This window comes from Paraburkholderia piptadeniae, assembly GCF_900007165.1.
Classification (GTDB): Bacteria; Pseudomonadota; Gammaproteobacteria; order Burkholderiales; family Burkholderiaceae; genus Paraburkholderia; species Paraburkholderia piptadeniae.
Map to the genome: position 1 here is coordinate 26604 of NZ_CYGY02000072.1, position 18024 is coordinate 44627.

The window sequence follows — 18024 nt, forward strand, 5'->3', positions numbered from 1 at the left end:
AAACAGCCTGCCGAGGAGAACGTATTGGCAAAGCTTGACCGGGACAACTCCCAGTTCGAAACCACCGCATCGAAGGCGCCGAAGCGCGCCGCAAAGGCGAAGGCCCAACCCGCCGTCTTGCTGCAAGACGCTGGTCTGATGGAATCCCTCGCCGAAGAGCGTCAACGTCAGATGCGCGCGCTGATCGCGCTAGGCCGCGAGCGCGGCTATTTGACGCACGCCGACATCAACGACCACCTCCCCGACAATTTCACCGAAACGGCCGCGATGGAAACCATCGTCAGCACGTTCGGCGAAATGGGCGTCTCCGTGTACGAAACGCCGCCCGACGCGGAAACGCTGCTGTTGAACGACGGCCCGTCGGCTGCCGCAACGGACGATCAGGCCGATGAAGAGGCGGAAGTCGCGCTGTCCACCGTCGACTCCGAATTCGGCCGCACGACCGACCCCGTCCGCATGTACATGCGCGAAATGGGCGCGAGCGAACTACTCACGCGCGCCGGCGAAATCGAAATCGCGAAGCGCATCGAAGGCGGCCTGCAAGACATGGTGCAAGCCATCGCAATGTGCCCGTCCATCATCTCGACGATTCTCGCGGACGTGGACCGCGTCGTCGCGGGTGAAATCCGCATCGACGAACTGGTCGACGGCATCAGCGACACCAGCGAAGCCGCCGAAATGGACGACGAAGCAGCCGACGCCGCCGCGGAAGAAGAACTGGAAGCGAGCGCATCGGACGAAGATTCGGATGACGAAGACGGCGATCTCTCCGACGACGGCGGCGAAAAGGCGAACGCCGCGCGCCTCGAGCAACTGACGGCGGACAGCCTCGCGATTTTCGAGCGCGTGCGCGCGCTGTTCGCGAGCGTGCCCGACATGCCCGTCACGGACAAGCGCCGCGCGACGGCCATCGCGAACCTGCGCGAGTCGATCCAGCAGGAACTCACGCCGATCCGCTTCACCGCGAAGACCATCGACCGCCTGTGCGCGGACGTGCAGGCTCAGGTCGCGCAGGTTCGCGCGATCGAGCGCAACATCCTGTCGATCGCCGTGGACCGTTGCGATATGCCGCGCGAAGCGTTCGTCGATTCGTTCCCGGGCAATGAGACCGATCTCGAATGGACGACGCGCACGGCTGCGAAGTCGAAGGCGTATGGTCCGGCGCTCGAGCGTCACCTGCCCGCGATTCAGGCCGAGCAGCAGAAGCTCGTCGATATCGAAGCCGCGATCGCGTTGCCGCTGCAGCAGCTCAAGCAGATCAACAAGCAGCTGAACTCGGCGGAATCGAAGATGCGCCAGGCCAAGCGCGAGATGATCGAAGCGAACCTGCGTCTCGTCATTTCGATCGCGAAGAAGTACGTCAATCGCGGCATGCACTTCCTCGATCTGATCCAGGAAGGCAACATCGGCCTGATGAAGGCCGTGGACAAGTTCGAATACCGCCGCGGCTGGAAGTTCTCGACGTACGCGACGTGGTGGGTGCGCCAGGCCATCACGCGCGCGATCGCGGACCAGGCGCGCACCATCCGCGTGCCCGTCCACATGATCGAGTCGATCAACAAGCTGAATCGCATTCAGCGTGAGATCGTCCAGCAGACGGGCCAGGAGCCGCATCCGTCCGTGCTCGCCGAGCGCATGGACATGCCCGAGGCGAAGATCCGCAGCATTCTGAAGATCGCGAAGAATCCGGCGTCGCTCGATTCGCCCGTCGGCGAAGATGCCGACACGACGCTCGGCGACATGATCGAAGACACGTCCGCGACGTCGCCCGCCGATGCAGCCGTGCACGCGAACATGCGCCGCGCGATCGACGAAGCGCTCGACGCGCTCACGCCGCGCGAAGCGAAGGTGCTGCGCATGCGCTACGGCATCGACACGGCATCGGAACTGACGCTCGAAGAAGTGGGCCGCCAGTTCGACGTGACGCGCGAGCGTATCCGCCAGATCGAAGGCAAGGCGATCCGCAAGCTCAATCACCCGAGCCGCGCGGACAAGCTGCGCCCGTTCCTCGAGCGAGGCTAACGGCTCGAAGCTGCACGTCGCCGTGACGCGCGGCACGCGACAACAAAACGCGCGACAACCTTGGGGTTGTCGCGCGTTTTTTATTGCACCTTCAACGCGTGCATCACGCGGGCAAACGATCTAGCCGACACATCAATGATGCTCGCCGTATTCCTTGCGAGCCATCGGCGTCGCGCGCACTTTCGAATACTGGAACGCGGGAATCGCCTTTACCGCGTCTTTCGTAGCGCCGGCCCATACCAGCTTGCCGCCCGTATAGTCGAGTTGGGACATCGGGATCGCGACATCGTGCTGCGACACGCCAAGGAACTGATGCGCAGCGACGACTGCAAACGAGGCGGCATTGTCCGGCGAAATGATGATGTCGTGCAGTACGCCAACCTTCTGGCCCTCCTCGTTGTAGATCGGCTTGCCCAGCAGGCTCTTTTTCGCGCTCCAGCCGTTGATGATGATCGATTCCTGCTCGACGCTCACGCCGATGGTCTGTGCGCCCGCCACCTGCGCGCTGGCTTGACCCGAAAACACGCCGAGCGTCGACGCCGCGATCAGAACCGCTGCCCACTTTGCCTTCATAGCTTATTCTCCGATGTGAAATGTTGTTGCGAGGGACTGCCGCTGCTGTGAGAAGCGACATACCTTACCGCATCGGAAACAAACCGTCGCAGAAGGGTACACGGGGGCGCTTTTCGTCGTGCTACTTCGCGAGGCTCAGCCCTTTCCCCAGCACGGAGCCGTCCTTCTGGTTCACGAGCCAGACGGCCTGAACGCTTGCGTGAAGCGTGGAGGTTCGACGGGTGATGTCGGTGGGCTCTTCGTCGGTCGGATCGCTGTGCTCGCGCGTCTCCGTCAGATACGGCGGCTCCAGCGTGCAGACGAGCAAGATCGCGAAGTTGTCGCCGGCGTTCTCGAATGCCTCTTTCGAGAGCATCAGCCGGCCGCGCGCGACGGTTTTCGCCGCACCTTCTGTCTTCAGCTGGATCAGGTCGATGTTCTGGATGTAGCCCTTGGCCTTCGCGTCGGGCGCGATCACGAGCCCGCGCCCCCTCGGGCCGACGATGTTCAGATAGAGCTGGATCGCTTCAGGATGCTCGTCGCTGGCAAGCGGCACGTTCACGCTCAGCCGATGCGTCGCCGAGCGGTACAGAATGCCGTGCGGCGCGGGAATCATGAACAGGAACGTGCGCTGTCCGTTCTCCGTGGTCGCCGCATGGCCGTGAAAGATGCGGTCGAACGGCTCACGCGCGAGATTGCGAATGCGGTCGCTGAGCGATTGCGTCGCCGCAGCGGGCATCTGGCCAGCGAGTGCATCGCGGACCTTCACGGGATCATCGGCGGTGACGTGCTCCGGCATGGCCGTGGTGTTCGACGCTTCCAGCCCAGCGGCTTTGGAGGTGGCAGCCGATAAATTCGCCGATGCACTCGTCGCCCCATAAGCGGCCGCGCTCATGCACAGCGCCGCCGCCATACACAGCCTAAGCCCGACTCCATTTGCCCTGGCAACCGTGCGATTCAGAAAATGCACAACATCCTCTCCGTTCATGATGACGCTATCGGTGCGTCTTGTTCTTCTCACGGTTCGTCTCGACGGGTCGAACGTGCTAACAATTCGCATTCTAAGCGTATTCGATGAACGGGATGCGGCAAGCGGGCTAAGGCTCCAGCAGGCGTTCTGCCAAGAAAAAACGCCAGGCACCGAAGTACCTGGCGTGCAGTTCGACTACACAGGCGCTCGACGCGCCTTTTATTCTTGCCTGTATATCGACTGCGAATCGCTAATCTTTAGGCCTTTGCGCATACATTTAATCAGGGAAGGAATGAGGCCATCCGGCTAACTTTACCATCCTCAGCATGGCGAAGGTTGCAATCTCATCGAATGTGACTCGCAAACGTTTTCTCCATTCGCCTTCACACGATCCGGCATGTCCCGACTATTGTGCGACTGAACCCGGCAACCCGCGCGCGGCGAGATTCGCATACAGCGCGCGCACGCCGATGGTCCGATGAAAAGCGCGCTACGCGCTCTCGCGCGCGATCACGCTGAAGTCGATCTTCACGCTCTTGTGCGCCGAAGCGCGCGTCGATCCTGCCGCGCCGTCCTGTGCCGCGAGCGCGGCCAGCAGCGTCTCGCCCGTGCGCGTGCCGATGCCGTACGCGTCGACGGAAATCGTCGTGATAGTGGGCGTGCAGCACGCGGCCACTTCGAAATTGCCGAAGCCCGCGACGGCGATATCGCCCGGCACCGACAAGCCGCGACGATGACATTGCATGATCGCGCCGAACGCGGACATGTCGCTCACGCACATCACGGCGTCCGTATCGGGCCATTGACGCAACAGCGCATCGAGCGCGGGCGCGCCGTGGCTCATCGTGATCGGCGACTCGCCGAGACGCACGACGCGCGGCTCGCCCAGGCCCTGCGCCTTCACTTCCTGGAGATAGCCCTTCAGACGCTCGAGGCCGCGCCGGTCGAGCTCGCTCGCGCCGCCGACAAAGCCGATGCGCCGATAGCCGCGCTCGACCAGATAGCGGACCATCTCGCGCGCGGCCTTCGCGTTGGAAAAGCCCACGGCCGCATCGATCGGCGAGGTGGGCAGATCCCACATCTCGACGACGGGGACGCCCGAGCGCAACAACAGCTCGCGCGTCCCGCTCGTATGTTGCGCGCCCGTCAGCGCGATGCAGCGCGGCTGATGGCGCAGCATCGAGCGCACGAGCCGCTCTTCGCGTTCGAGGTCGTAGTCCGTATCGCCGATCAGCAGTTGCAGCCCTTGCGGCTCGAGCGCGGCCGTGAGTCCGCGCACGGTGTCGGAGAAGTTGGAGCTGGCAAGCGAAGGCACGAGCACCGCGGCGAACGCCGAACGCCCCGAGGACAACGCGCCCGCCGCCGCATCCGCGACGTAGCCGAGTTCGTCGATGGCCCGCTGCACGCGCTCGCGCGTGGCGGGCGCGACGCCGCGGCCGGCGAGCACGCGCGAGACCGTCATCTTCGATACGCCCGCGAGGGCCGCGACATCCGACATGCGCGGCGGTCCCGCGAGCGCGTTGCGTGTTTCGATGGCGCGTCTGGTGCTGCGTGGAGTGCTGGACATGCTGATCGTTTTGTTCTTTATCAGCCGCATATGATAACGGCAACCTCGTGCGCGACCCGTCCGTCCGCGACAGACGCTGCACGAAGAGCATGATGAAGGCGACGCCGGATTCGATGCGTGCGCGATCGCCCATTCAATCCGTCACGCGCAATGCGCTGCGCTTTTCGATGAGCCCCGGCACGGACACGCGCATCGCAAAGACCCCGCCCGATTGCGGATACTGCTCGAGTTCCTCGGCGGGACGGCCCTGGCGCGCGGTGGTCACATAAAGCGTGCGCAGATCGTCGCCGCCGAACGCGCACATCGTCGGGCAGCGCGCGGGCAGCGGATATTCGCCGACGACCTTGCCTTCAGGAGAAATGCGCACCACACGTCCGCCTTCGTACAGCGCGGACCAGTAGCAGCCTTCGCTATCCACCGACGCGCCATCGGGACGCCCGCGATCCGTCGGCGTCGGCTCGAACTTCACCCAGTCTTCGCGCGGCCCGACCTCGCCGCTGTCGACGTCATACGGATGCCGGTAGATCGTGAAGCGCGGCGTATCCGAGTGATAACACCAACAGTAGTCGGGACTGAACGCCATGCCATTCGACGTCAGCAGGCCCGCGTCGATCTTCGTCAGCTCGCCGTTTGCGTAGCGGTACAACGATGCGGCATTGCCCGCCTTCGGTTCGTCTAGCGTGCCGAGCCAGAACCGGCCATGCGCATCGCAGCGGCCATCGTTGAAGCGGCTCGTCGCGGGATTCTCCGGGTTCGCGCAGAGCTTGCGCACCACCTGCCCTTTCGCGTCCAGCAGAAAGATGCCCGTGCGCATGCCGGCGATGAAACCGTCGTCTTCCGTCAGCGAAAAGCACGCGATGTTCTCGGGCATCGGAATCGCCACATCCTGCCCTGTCTTCGGATCGAAACCATGCAGCGCCGGCGCCTGGATATCGACCCACCACAGCTTCGCGCGGCGCTCATCCCAACGCGGACACTCGCCGAGCGCGGCGGCAGCGGGCAATACACATTCGAACGTCTGCATGATGTGGTCCTCTCTCGTGGGTCTGCAAAACGCACGCGGCGCGGATCAATCAACAGTAGCAAACAATCATGCAACGTTCAGCGTCGTAGCCGTTCTTCGCATGCAGTCCGTCGCGCGAACCAGTCTGTGCGCATCGCAGCGTTGCATCCGCGCGCGCGGTCCGCGCCGCTCCCTGAGCCGTTCGGGACGCATGCTCGCGCCATGTCGCTGGCGGCTGTCTTCTTCGCTGGCGAGGGGAGCCACGGGCCCGCGATCGCGGGTGAAGAAGTCGATCAACGTCGAGAGGCGCTGCTTCATGTCGTCTCCAGGTGCTTGTCGTGCCGCATTCGTGCGCATGCGACGCGAAGAACGCGAGAGTAAACGGCAACGGCGTCCCGCCAATCCGGTTCGAAGACCAGACCGAGGGGACGCCGTTGTCCAATTCGATGCTGCAAAGTGCTGCGAAGGTTTGCTGCGGCGCGGCTCGTCGTCGACGCCGCGGCAGTTCGGTACTGCAAGTCATATGCCATGCGCGAGGTTTCGCTGGATGGCCGCGCGCGCAGGCGATGTGACGATCACGTTGATTCGAAAGCGGCCGCGATCAGCGAATCATCATGATGCTCGCAAGCACTTCGGTGGTGCGTCGCAGCACTGCGCAAGTGCGCTGCCCAATCGCACTGCAATCGTCAGACGCATTGCATCGCACAGTCGATTCGTCCGCGCGCAACGAAGCCTGCTGCGCCATTGCATACAATGGAGGCCTCAAGCGTTTCGGCCACTGGCCCCGTTCTTGCGGTAATGCCGTTCGCCGGCAAAGGCGCCGGCATCCGGTCCGGGCGCGCAGCCCGCCACGGGAACAGGTTAAGAAAGCAGACAGGACAGCGGCGTCCCTTCGTGCAAGCACGAGCGGGACGCCGTTTGCATTGGCGGCATCGATTGACGAACACACGCGATGGAGAAACGGATGAACACGGGCAAAGTCACACTGGTCAGCGCGGGGCCCGGCGATCTCGACCTGCTCACCTTCAAGGCGGCGAAGGCAATCGCGGCCGCCGACGTGCTGCTGATCGACGATCTCGTCGACGACGAGATCACGACGCTGAAGGCGGCTCATGCGCGCGTGATCAAGGTCGGCAAGCGCGGCGGCTGCAAGTCGACGCCGCAAGCGTTCATCCAGCGCCTGATGCGCCGCTACGCGCTGCAAGGCCGGCACGTCGTGCGGATCAAGGGCGGCGATGCGCTGCTGTTCGGCCGCGCGGGCGAAGAGATCGCGGATCTGCGCAGCGCGGGAATCGACGTCGATATCGTCAACGGGATCTCATCCGGCTTTGCGGCGGCAGCGGGGCTCGGCGTGTCGCTCACGCATCGCGACCATTGCCAGGGCGTGATCTTCGTGACGGCGCATCTGCGCGACGGCAGCGAACCCGACTGGGCGACGCTCGCTGCCACGGGCATGACGCTCGCGATCTACATGGGCGCGAGCCGCATCGACGGCATCAGCGAAGCGCTCCGCAAGACACTGCCCGTCGACACGCCCGCGGCCGTCGTGCAATGGGCCGGCACGTCGCGCGAAAAGCGCGTGTGCGCGACGCTCGGTGAGATTGCGGCGTGTGCCGCGTCGGAAAATATTGCGAGCCCTGCCGTGATTCTGATCGGCGCGGCGATTGGAGAAGGCGTGGCGCAACTGGCCGCGCGCAGCGAGTCGATGTGTCGGCTGAGCGCGTGAGCGCGCCGGCTGATTAGCCTGGCGATTCGATTGCTCAGCGCCCGCTCATTGCCCGCACATGATCTTCATGATGCCGGCCTGCGTCAGCACGCCGACCACACGGCCGCCCTCGCCCACGACGGGTAAATGATGATGCCCTTCTTTTTGCGTGAAGAGCGGAATGACATCGGTGAGCGGCGTCGTCTCCGCAACGCAGCGGATCTTGCGCGACATCACCATGGTCACGGGCCGCGCGCGCCGCTCGCTCTCGGACACAGTGGTATCGGACGCGAGCTTGAGAAAAGGCAGAACTGCATCGAGCGGCTGCAGGTCGACATGCGTAACCACGCCTTTCAGACAGCTCTCCGCATCGACGACGGGCAATAGCTTGATATGGTGCGAATCGAGCAGCTTCAGCGCTGCGCCGATGGTATCGTCGACGGTGACGGTAACGGGCGGCTTGCGCATCACGTCCGCGCACGTGAGCTGCAGCAGCTGCTGGAAATAGGCTTGCCGTTGCAACTCGCCGAGCATCGATCGCCGATCGTCCTGTTGCCCCCGCGCCCGGCCTTCTCCCTGGTTCGATTGACCGTCGCCCCTCGCGCGGTCATTCTCCGGCCCGACGTGATGACTCGGGTTCCCGAAACACCAGTTCAATACCGACGAGATCGACATGTTGGCCCTCCCCAAGGGTGCGTTGACCGTGCATGAAACGGCAATTCCCGCGATGCACATCAGCTTTCATCGCTTGCTGCCAGTTTACATCATAACGTGAGGCATTTGCGCGCGGCGCGCTGTCGCTGCCCGAACACGGAAAAAGCCGGCAAAAGCGGGGCAAAAACGCCGACATGCGATAATTGCGTATTACGTCGCACCACGACGGCCCGTATGCCTCAACCCTTGAAATCGCTTCTCGCCCCACTCGACCAGATCTCGGACTTCGACGAAATCGTCGATGTCCGCACGCCGCTCGAATTCGCCGAGGACCACATTCCCGGCGCGATCAATGCGCCCGTGCTGTCCAATGAGGAACGCGTCATCGTCGGCACGATGTACAAGCAGGTGTCGCCGTTCGAGGCGACCCGGCAAGGCGCGGCCATGGTGTCGCGCAACATCGCCGCGCACCTCGAAACGACCTTTGCGGACCGTCCGCGCAACTGGAAGCCGCTCGTCTACTGCTGGCGCGGCGGCAAGCGCTCGGGGTCGATGACGACCTGGCTCAACCTGATCGGCTGGCGCGCGCGGCAACTGGACGGCGGCTACAAGAGCTACCGGCGCGCCGTCGTGGAGTCGCTCGACGCACTACCGGGGCAATTCCGCTACGTCGTCCTCGCAGGCCACACGGGCAGCGGCAAGACGCGGCTCCTGAACGCGCTTGCCGAAACCGATGCGCAAACGCTCGATCTCGAAGGACTCGCGTCGCATCGCGGCTCGATTCTGGGGATGCTGCCCAACGAGGCGCAGCCTTCGCAGAAGGCCTTCGATACCGCGCTCGTCTCCGCGTTGCGCGGACTCGATCCGGATCGGCCCGTATTCGTCGAAGCGGAAAGCCGGCGCATCGGTTCCGTCTCGCTGCCCGTCTCGCTGACGGAGCAGATTCATCGCGGCACGTGCATCCGCGTGGAAACGGAGCGCGGCGAGCGCATCCGTCTGCTGCTGCAAGACTATGCGCACCTCTTCGACAACCGCGAGTTCTTCAAGGCGCAACTCGCGAAGCTGCTCGAGTTGCACGGTCACGCGAGAATCGGCGAATGGCAGAAAATGATCGACGAGGACAAACGCGTCGAACTCTTCGAGCAGTTGATCGACCTGCACTATGACCCCGCCTACGCGCGCAGCACGGGCAAGCATTTTGCGCAGTTGCCCGAGTCGATGCGCTTCGCGCTTCGTCCGACGGATGCCGATATCCACGAACAGGCGCGCTCGCTGCTCGCGCAATTGCGCTAACGCTTTAACGCATCGATGCGCTGAAGCGTCAGCGCGTAACGCATCACCATTGCTCGGCCGTCGGCCACGGCAGACGCCGCAGCGACCAGTCCAGTTCCGCGCCGACCACGCAGCGCCCCTCATGCGACTGCAAGGCGACCGTCACCGCGATGCACGGCCTGCCACTCGCCAGCGACAGATACGGGCTGCTCGTGACAGGCACGCCCGGACGCAGCACGGCATTGCGGAAATACGGCCGATGGTCCCATCGCGCATCGCGCGGATTCGCGACGGGATGCAATGAGCCGCCTTCGAACGCGGACGCCTTGCCCATCACTTCATGTCCGATCTGCCGCCCCGTCTCGTCGAGCACGAAACAGCTGACGCATAGCTCCAGCTGCGCGAGATCGCAAAACGCGTCGTCGAGCGGCACGCCTTTGAGCCATGCGTCGACGCCCGCATCGAGCGCCCGCCGGTACGGCCGCACTTCCGATTCGAACAGCGCATGCTGATGCGCGCGCCCTTGCGCGATCACATCGAATGCGTGATCGATGCGCCGGTGCACGGCATCGGGCGGCGTGACGGAGGGCGACGGCCGGCCCAGCAGAAAGCCTTGCGCGAAGTCGACGTTCGATTCGACGGCGAGAATCAGCTGCTCCGTCGTCTCGACGCCTTCCACCACGACCAGCATGCCCGCCTGATGCAGCAGCGAGACGAGCTTCGGCAAGATCGGCTGCTCGACGCCCGGACTCGTTGCGCGTATCAACTCGCCGTCGAGCTTCACGAGGTCGGGCCGGATGCGCAGCAGACGGTCGAGGTTTGAATGGCCCGCGCCGAAATCGTCGACGGCGATCAGAAAGCCGTGCTCGCGATACTGGCCTGCCGCGCGCGACATGTCGTCGACGCTGCTGCCGTGCGACTCCAGCAGTTCGAGCACCACGCGATCCGGCGCAAGCCCCGCCGAGCCCGCGAGTTGCGCAAGCTGGTCGGCATAGCCGTCGGCGACGAAAGTCGCAGGCAGGATGTTGAGAAAGACCCATGCGTCATCAGGGATCAGGCGGCGCGCATTGCCGAGATGCAACGCGTGGCTCGTGCGGTCGAGATCGCCCTGATCGCTGAACGGCCTCGGCGAGAACAGCACGGCGGGCGGCACGTGCGAGCCGTCCTCTCGCTCGCCGCGCAACAACGCCTCGAAGCCGACCTGCTTCTGGTGCGAGAGGCTGTAGAGCGGCTGGAAGTGCGAGGTCAGCCAGAAGTCGTCCCACAACTGGCGAAGCGGCTCCGACGAAGCCCCTTCCGCGCGATCATGCGCCCATGTGAGTTGCACGGGATCGACGGGCGCCGCGCGCTCGACGCACACGCAGTCGCGCCCCGTATGCTTCGCTCGCAGCAAGGCCTCGTCGGCGCGATCGAGCAGCGCCATCACGCTCTCGCCGCATCGGTATTGCGCAACGCCGAAGCTCGCGCTCAAGAGGCCATCGGGACGCGCAATGCGGCCGATTGCGATGCGCAACGTTTCGGCGAGTTGCGCGGCGGGACGCAACGCGGCGTCGTGCAGCAGCACGAATTCTTCTCCGCCGATACGGCCTACGATGTCGGCGGGCGTCGTCATCTCCGTCAGCACGCGCGCGACGTTCGATAGCGCCTGATCGCCGACCGCATGACCGAACCGGTCGTTCAGCGACTTGAAGCGGTCGATGTCGAGAAAGACGGCGCTGACGCTCGCCTCGCCATCCAGCTTCGATAGACGCAACGCCGCCTGGTCGAGAAACGCGCGGCGGTTGTGCAGTCCCGTCAGCGGGTCGGTTGCGGCGAGGCGCGTGAGGCGGTCTTCCAGCAGAAAGTGATTGCGCCTGAAGCGGTAGAAGCCGAAATGAAACACGGCGGCCGTCGGCAGCGCGATGGCGAGCCACATCCACCACACGACATTCGCATCGCCTTGCGCGCGCGGCAGGCTCATCAGCAGCGGCACGCCCGTTGCGCAAAAGAGCGCGCTGCCGACGAAAAAATGCGCAGGCGTAAGCCACAGCGGCGCCGCGCAGACGGGAATCGCGACCATTGCGGGCAGCGCCCATACCAACGGCACGTCGAGCCCATCGACATTCAACGCGAGCCCCGCGAGCAACACGAGCATATACGCGACGCCGAGCGCGCCGAATTGCGAAATGCTCTTCGCGCGGGCAATCGCGGCGACCAGCGACGCAAGGCACGCAGCGCACGCAAGCCGCCAGATGAGCGGCACGGCCGGCCCTGCCACAAAGCAGCGCGCGAACGCGAACGCCATGAATACGATGACGGTAAACGCCATCGTCATGGTCGCAAGGGGTCGCTGATGTTCCAGTGAACGTCGGTGAAACCGGTGTTGCAATCCGGCGTCGGACGTCCGTTCCGTTAGGGAGGAAAGCATGTTGAGCTCAGGCCAGTTCCGGTGACTCTGCCGATGTATAACGGCAACTCTGGCCCGAGGTTGATACTTCATACGAAAAGAGCGATGCGCGTTGGCATCGACTGATGCTGCATTTGACAATTGCACGCTTCGCGAGCGCCAATTAGTTGCACCGAATGTCAATTGCGTCGTGGGTGCAACGTGATCCTCCCTCAGCGTGAGATCAACAGCGATCGGGCGCGTCCTTCTTCCCCTTTAGAGGACGAGTTCGAGAAAGCGCGTCCCCGCAACGGGATTCGCATAATAGGCAGCCGTTTCGGTAAAGCCCACACGCTCGTACAAACGCTGCGCGAAGGCCGTTTGAGGAACGGAATCAAGCACGAGCTTCGCGTATCCCAGCGCGCTTGCCTTGCCGATCGCCGATGCGATGAGTTTCTCCCCAAGCGAAAGGCCACGATATGCAGGACGCACATAGAGCCTTTTCACTTCGGCAATTTCATTCGAATGACGCAGAAGTCCCACGCAGCCCGCTATGTCGCCGTCTGCTTCCGCGACGAAAAACAGGCCCGATGGCAACGTATATGTCTGCTCGAACGTCTGCATTTCATGTTCGAAACCGCGATACGACAGGTCCATGTCGAGCCATTGCACATACTCGCGAATGATCGCGACAAGAGCCGCCGTATCGGCCGGAAAAACGGCTTCGCGAATTGAAGGATGCACTTGATGCATGATTGAAGCCGACATGTCGCCCTCGCGCTGAATACCCGGATCATCCGTACGCGACACAGCGTAGTGCTCGCGACAGCGCGCAGTCTTGAACGTTTGTGCACGATGCGCAGCGCGCTTGCATTTCCCACTATCTGATACGGAGCGCCAACGTGCACATCGAAGCCGAAGCGGGAATCAGCGGACAAAGCGCGTCGAACGAAGCGAGCGAACTTTACGCATTCGACGATCGCAAGCCGCCATTTCGATTCATCAAACGTTCGCACGCTGTCGATTTCAGCTATCGTCGAACGTCGTAACGATGAAAGCCGCCTGATCGCGCGGTATCGACAACCCATTCGAGGAGAAGCAACGATGAAAGTGATGGTGATCGTCAAGGCAACGAGCGACTCGGAAAGCGGCAAGATGCCGGATACCGAACTGCTGGCCGCCATGGGCAACTTCAACGAAGAGCTCGTCAAGGCGGGTGTGATGCTCGCGGGCGAAGGCCTGCATCCCAGCTCGCGCGGCAAGCGCGTGCGTTTCTCGGGCCCTCAGCGCACCGTGATCGACGGGCCGTTCGCGGAGACGAAGGAACTGATCGCCGGGTTCTGGCTGTGGCAAGTGAAGTCGATGGAAGAAGCCGTCGAATGGGTCCGGCGCTGCCCGAATCCGATGGAAGGCGAATCGGAAATCGAAATCCGTCAGGTGTTCGAGGCCGAAGATTTCGGCGACGAGTTCACGCCCGAGCTGCGCGAACAGGAAGACCGCTTGCGGGCAGACATCGAACGGCAGGCGAACAAGGCGAAGTGACGCTTCGCTCGTCGGGCGGAATGGAACGCGCTCGATGCATGCTCAACGTGTACGGAGGGCATCGACGATGCTCATGCGCGCGGCGCGCATCGCGGGCAGGAATCCGCCGACGAGTCCCATCGTCATCGAAAACGCGAGCGTCTTCACGACAATGGCGGGCGTCAGGATGAAGCGGAACGACAGGTCCGCGAAGGTCTGGAAGTTGGTGGTCGAAAACGACGCGAACTGCATGAAGGCCGCGCAGCCCAGGCCCGCCACGCCGCCGACGAATCCGAGCAACATCGCTTCGACGAGAAACGCGGCGAGCACGTTCGAGCGCCGGAAGCCGAGCGCGCGCAACGTGCCGATCTCCGCCACGCGATTCGCGACGGACGCATACATCGTGATCATCGCGCCGATCATCGCGGCAATCGAAAAGATCGTCGACAGCGTGAAGCCGAGAATGTTGATGAAGGTCGAGAGCGCCTTCGACTGGTCGCTGTAGAACGTCTGCTCGCGCTTTGCTTCGTCGGCGAGGCGCGGGTCGACGTCGAGATCCTGTTTGAAGCCATCGAACTGATCGGACTGCGTGAGGCGCACCACCATCGACGAATAACTGGTGCGGCGAAACGACTGCATCAACTGGTCGACGTCGCCCCAGATTTCCGAATCGAAGCCGCTGCCGCCCGCGTCGAACGTGCCGACCACGGTCCAGTCGCGCTGCGCGAAGTGCAAATGCTCGCCCGGTTGCGTGCCGCTGAAGCCCTTCGCGACGCTGCTGCCGACGATGATCTCCGACGAACCGGGACTGAACATGCGTCCCGATGCGAGCTTCACTTGCGGCCGCAAGCTCATGCCAGCGGGCGACACGCCGCGTATCACGACGTTCGACGGCTTGCCGGTGCTGAGCTTCAGCAGCGAGATCAGCACGACGGATTCTTTCGACGCCATGCGCCTGCCGTCGCCGCCCATCGCAACGGCGGGATGCATTTCTATGACGTTGGCCTGAGCGCGGTCGATCGCGCTCTGCACTTCCGTTTCGGCGCCTTTGCGGATCACCACGACGTTGTCTTCTTCGCCCGTCGAGACGAGCGTTTTCTTGAGGCCCGCATCGAGCATCAGCACGGTCGCGAACACGAACACGACGAGCGCGAGTCCGCTCGCGGTGAGCGCCGTGGTCAGACGGCGCGTCCACAGGTTGCGAGCGATGTACGAGAGCGGGATCGCCACGATAGACCTCGCCTCTAGCCGATCGCCCGCAGGCCTTCGACGATCCGCACGCGCGCGGCCTGCATCGCCGGAATGATCGCGGCAGCGAGGCCGACTGCGAGCGCGCACGCGGCCTGCGACAGCATCGTCTGGTGCGACACGACGAACACGGGAAACACGCCACCCGTCGCCTGCTTGAAGAAGCTCGCTGCGGGCGGCGTCGCGAGCATGCCGAGCGCGCCGCCCACGGCGCTGATCGTCACCGATTCGCCGAACATCAGCAGCGCAAGAAAGCCCGGTCCGAAGCCGAGCGCCTTGAGCGTCGCGTATTCGACGGTGCGCTCGCGCGCGCTCATCGCCATCGCGTTCGCCATCACGGCCATGATGATCACGATCACCACATACGACACGAGACGGATCGCCGCGATGATCTGATTCGACATCGCGACGAAGCCGAGCTGGAATGCCTGCTCCGTTTCAGTGAGCGTTTCGGCAAGCGAGTTCTTGAACACGGCGTCGACGTTGCGCGAGATCGCGGCGGCATCGTCGGGGTTCGCGATGCCGAGCACGTACACGCCGACCTGATCGGCTTTGCGCCCCGGCATCTTGCGCACCGTTTCGTTCAGATAGTCCCAGTGGAAAATCAGCTGACGCGTGATCGTCGATTCGTCGCGACCATCGAGAATGCCGCGCACCGTGAATTCCCACGTGCCCGGATAGATCGTGCCCTTGATCGGTATCACGTCGCCGACCTTGAAGCCGAACGCGTTCGCGAGCTGCCTGCCGATCAGACAGCCTTTGCGGTCGCGTTCGTAATCGCTGCGCTGCTGCGCGGGCAGAATGAATTCCGGGTACAGGTCCAGATAGTTGTCCGACACCGCGAACTGCGCGAAGAAGTTCTTCGGCTCGCGATAGATGCCGCCGAACCAGCTCGAACGCGCAACCATCGTCACGCCCTCGACGCCTCGAATGCGGTTTTCGTAGCTGAGCGGCAGCGGAAACGTAAGCGAGATCGCATTGCGCGTGACGAGCCGCGCGTTCGACGCCGCCGCCGCGCCCGCGTACCACGCGTCGACCACGGTGTGCAGCAGCCCGTATGCGAGCACGGCGATCGTCAGCCCGAGCACGGTCAGCATCGTGCGCAGCTTGTGACGCAGCGCGTTGCGCGTGATCAGCTTCAGCAGATGCATGGCAGCCTGCGATTGCGCGCTTCATTGGGCATTTCAGCGAGCCGTTCCATCGATCAGCTCCCCTTTCTCCAGATGCACGAGCGCCCTTGCTGCGCCGGCCGCATGCGCGTCGTGCGTCACCATGATGATGGTCTTGCCCAGCTCGCGGTTGAGCCGCTTCAACATCGACAGCACTTCCTCGGCGGACGCGCGGTCGAGGTCGCCCGTCGGTTCGTCGGCGACGATCAGCGTCGGATCGGTGATCAGCGCGCGAGCGATTGCGACGCGCTGCTGCTGGCCGCCCGACAGCTCCGACGGATAATGATGCGCGCGGTTCGACAGATTGACCATGTCGAGCACGAGCGCCACGCGCTCGCGGCGCTCCTTGCGCGTCAGGCGCGTGAGCATCAACGGCAGCTCGATGTTCTCGAACGCCGTCAGCACGGGCATCAGGTTGTAGAACTGGAAGATGAAGCCGACATGCGCCGCGCGCCATTGCGCGAGCGACGCTTCGGAGAGCCGCGTGATATCGACGCCGCCGACGCGCAGCTCGCCGCCGTCCGGCCGGTCGATGCCCGCGATCAGATTGAGCAGCGTGCTCTTGCCCGAACCCGACGGTCCCATCAACGCGATGAAATCGCCATCGCCGATCGAGAGCGTAATGTCCGACAGCACGGGCACCGTCTGCACGCCGCGCCGGTACGACTTGACGAGGTGCCGGATATCGACGAGGGGCATCGCCTCGTTCAGTGCCGCGCTCGCGTCGTGACTCATGTGGTTCACGGCTTCTTCGCCACGGTGACTTTCGCGCCGTCCTTGATGTGCTCGCTGGGCGAGCGCACCAGCACATCGCCGGGACGCACGCCGCTGACGGCAACCAGTTCGCCGAGCGTCGCTCCCGTCGTGACGGGCACTTCACGCACGGCATCGTCCTTGATCGCGAACACGACCTTGCGCCCGCCGCGCTCGACGATGGCGGCCGGCTGCACCGCGACCACCGGTTGCCTGTCCTGCGGCGGCACCGGCTTCGACAGGAACGCGATCTTCGCGCTCATATCGGGCAGCACGCGTTCGTCGCGATCGACGAAGCGCACCTTGACGAGCACGGTCGCCTTCGAGCGGTCGACGGTCGGCACGATGCGCGACACGCTGCCCGCGAGGCGAACCTCTGGCAGCGCGTCGAGCTGGATCTCGCACGGCTCGTTGACGGTGATCTTCCCGATGTTCGATTCGGCGACGTCGGCCTCGACTTCGAGCGTCGCCATGTCGGCGATCGTCACGACAGCGCCCTTGCTGTCGGACGCCTGCGAGAACGGCGTGATGTTGTCGCCGACATTCGCGTGCTTTTCGATCACGACGCCGTCGAACGGCGCGCGGATCACGGTCTGATCGACGGCGACCTGCGCGGCCTGCGCGTTCGCCTGCGCCGACACGATCGCGGCGCGGCTGTTGTCGATCGACGCCTTTGCCTTGTCGTAGCGGGCGAGATCGGCGTCGTACTGGGTCGCGGGAATGGCGCCGTTCGGCGCGAGTATCGCGGAGCGGCGCAGATTGATTTCGGCGTTCTTCAGTTCCGCTTCCTGCAGCGCGAGATTGGCCTGCGCGACCTTGACCTGAGCCTTCGCCTGCGCGAGCGCAGCCTCGACGTCGTTGCTCTCGATCCGTGCGATCACCTCGTTCTGCTTGACGCGCGTGCCTTCGAGCACGCCGAGCCATTCGAGCCGCCCTTGCGCCTTCGATGCCACGGCCGCCTTGCGCTGCGGCACGACGTAGCCCGTCGCGTTGAGCAGCGTGTAGGTTTGCGATGGGTAAGCGGACACCACGGTCGTGGTGTCGACGGTCTGCGGACCGGCGAGCCTCAGGCCGAAAAAGAGCGCGCCGGCCAGCAGCAGCGCGACGGCCCCGTAGCCGATCCAGTTGCGCCGGCGGCCGCCCGTAGCGACGGCCGGCCGGTCGATTTTGAGCCGCTTCAGATCGTGATCTGCCAATTTATATGTCGTCGCCGGATGGCTCGT

General features: G+C 63.9%; 16 protein-coding genes. 4 read left to right on the forward strand and 12 right to left on the reverse strand.

The genetic code is table 11. The features are described from left to right. The first annotated feature begins 24 nt into the window (after nt 1-24). Nucleotides 25-2022 (forward strand): RNA polymerase sigma factor RpoD, encoded by a 1998-nt coding sequence (gene rpoD, locus BN2476_RS34350; protein ID WP_087738643.1) that lies wholly within the window; start codon nt 25-27, stop codon nt 2020-2022. A gap of 132 nt (nt 2023-2154) precedes the next feature. Here rpoD and BN2476_RS34355 read toward each other — a convergent pair whose 3' ends face one another. The 5 genes from BN2476_RS34355 to BN2476_RS34375 form a co-directional block, all read right to left on the reverse strand. After that, nucleotides 2155-2595, reverse strand: a complete 441-nt coding sequence (locus tag BN2476_RS34355) for a PRC-barrel domain-containing protein (RefSeq protein ID WP_087738644.1) — start codon at nt 2593-2595, stop codon at nt 2155-2157. Nucleotides 2596-2716: 121 nt separating this feature from the next. Beyond that, nucleotides 2717-3469 (reverse strand): hypothetical protein, encoded by a 753-nt coding sequence (locus BN2476_RS34360; protein ID WP_235851091.1) that lies wholly within the window; start codon nt 3467-3469, stop codon nt 2717-2719. A 565-nt stretch (nt 3470-4034) separates the two neighbouring features. Further along, a complete protein-coding gene (locus BN2476_RS34365) occupies nt 4035-5042 on the reverse strand; it encodes a LacI family DNA-binding transcriptional regulator (protein WP_087738646.1) in 1008 nt (335 codons plus the stop codon). Nucleotides 5043-5244: 202 nt separating this feature from the next. Continuing rightward, on the reverse strand, nt 5245-6135 hold the full coding sequence (locus BN2476_RS34370) for an SMP-30/gluconolactonase/LRE family protein (protein ID WP_087738647.1): 891 nt from the start codon (nt 6133-6135) through the stop codon (nt 5245-5247). Between the two features lie 66 nt (nt 6136-6201). Beyond that, complete coding sequence (locus tag BN2476_RS34375; RefSeq protein ID WP_143811111.1) at nt 6202-6432, reverse strand: hypothetical protein; 231 nt, start codon at nt 6430-6432, stop codon at nt 6202-6204. A gap of 646 nt (nt 6433-7078) precedes the next feature. On the opposite strand from BN2476_RS34375, the gene cobA reads away from it, so the two are divergent. Continuing rightward, nucleotides 7079-7840, forward strand: coding sequence for a uroporphyrinogen-III C-methyltransferase (gene cobA / locus BN2476_RS34380; protein WP_087738682.1), 762 nt, complete (start codon nt 7079-7081; stop codon nt 7838-7840). Between the two features lie 45 nt (nt 7841-7885). On the opposite strand, the gene BN2476_RS34385 is transcribed toward cobA, so the two are convergent. After that, complete coding sequence (locus BN2476_RS34385) at nt 7886-8494, reverse strand: CBS domain-containing protein (RefSeq protein WP_087738649.1); 609 nt, start codon at nt 8492-8494, stop codon at nt 7886-7888. A gap of 213 nt (nt 8495-8707) precedes the next feature. Here BN2476_RS34385 and mnmH point away from each other — a divergent pair, with 213 nt between their 5' ends. Next, nucleotides 8708-9766 carry a tRNA 2-selenouridine(34) synthase MnmH gene (gene mnmH, locus BN2476_RS34390; RefSeq protein ID WP_087738650.1) on the forward strand — a complete coding sequence of 353 codons (1059 nt, stop codon included), beginning with the start codon at nt 8708-8710 and terminating at the stop codon, nt 9764-9766. Between the two features lie 43 nt (nt 9767-9809). Here mnmH and BN2476_RS34395 read toward each other — a convergent pair whose 3' ends face one another. Both BN2476_RS34395 and BN2476_RS34400 read right to left on the reverse strand, forming a co-directional pair. Beyond that, nucleotides 9810-12152: a bifunctional diguanylate cyclase/phosphodiesterase gene (locus BN2476_RS34395; protein ID WP_087738651.1), complete on the reverse strand. Its 2343-nt coding sequence runs from the start codon at nt 12150-12152 to the stop codon at nt 9810-9812. Nucleotides 12153-12386: 234 nt separating this feature from the next. Next, a complete protein-coding gene (locus tag BN2476_RS34400; RefSeq protein ID WP_235851092.1) occupies nt 12387-12878 on the reverse strand; it encodes a GNAT family N-acetyltransferase in 492 nt (163 codons plus the stop codon). 336 nt (nt 12879-13214) lie between these two features. Here BN2476_RS34400 and BN2476_RS34410 point away from each other — a divergent pair, with 336 nt between their 5' ends. Beyond that, a complete protein-coding gene (locus BN2476_RS34410) occupies nt 13215-13652 on the forward strand; it encodes a YciI family protein (protein ID WP_087738653.1) in 438 nt (145 codons plus the stop codon). Nucleotides 13653-13694: 42 nt separating this feature from the next. Here BN2476_RS34410 and BN2476_RS34415 read toward each other — a convergent pair whose 3' ends face one another. Genes BN2476_RS34415 through BN2476_RS34430 form a run of 4 tightly spaced genes read right to left on the reverse strand, consistent with a single transcriptional unit; the run spans nt 13695 to nt 17997 of the window. After that, complete coding sequence (locus BN2476_RS34415) at nt 13695-14861, reverse strand: ABC transporter permease (protein ID WP_087738654.1); 1167 nt, start codon at nt 14859-14861, stop codon at nt 13695-13697. A 14-nt stretch (nt 14862-14875) separates the two neighbouring features. Then, a complete protein-coding gene (locus BN2476_RS34420) occupies nt 14876-16030 on the reverse strand; it encodes an ABC transporter permease (RefSeq protein WP_087738655.1) in 1155 nt (384 codons plus the stop codon). Between the two features lie 33 nt (nt 16031-16063). Then, nucleotides 16064-16783 carry an ABC transporter ATP-binding protein gene (locus BN2476_RS34425; protein ID WP_087738684.1) on the reverse strand — a complete coding sequence of 240 codons (720 nt, stop codon included), beginning with the start codon at nt 16781-16783 and terminating at the stop codon, nt 16064-16066. 5 nt (nt 16784-16788) lie between these two features. Beyond that, the gene (locus BN2476_RS34430; RefSeq protein ID WP_087738656.1) at nt 16789-17997 is read right to left on the reverse strand and encodes an efflux RND transporter periplasmic adaptor subunit; all 1209 of its coding nucleotides are present in this window, start codon (nt 17995-17997) and stop codon (nt 16789-16791) included. Between the last annotated feature and the right edge of the window lie 27 nt (nt 17998-18024).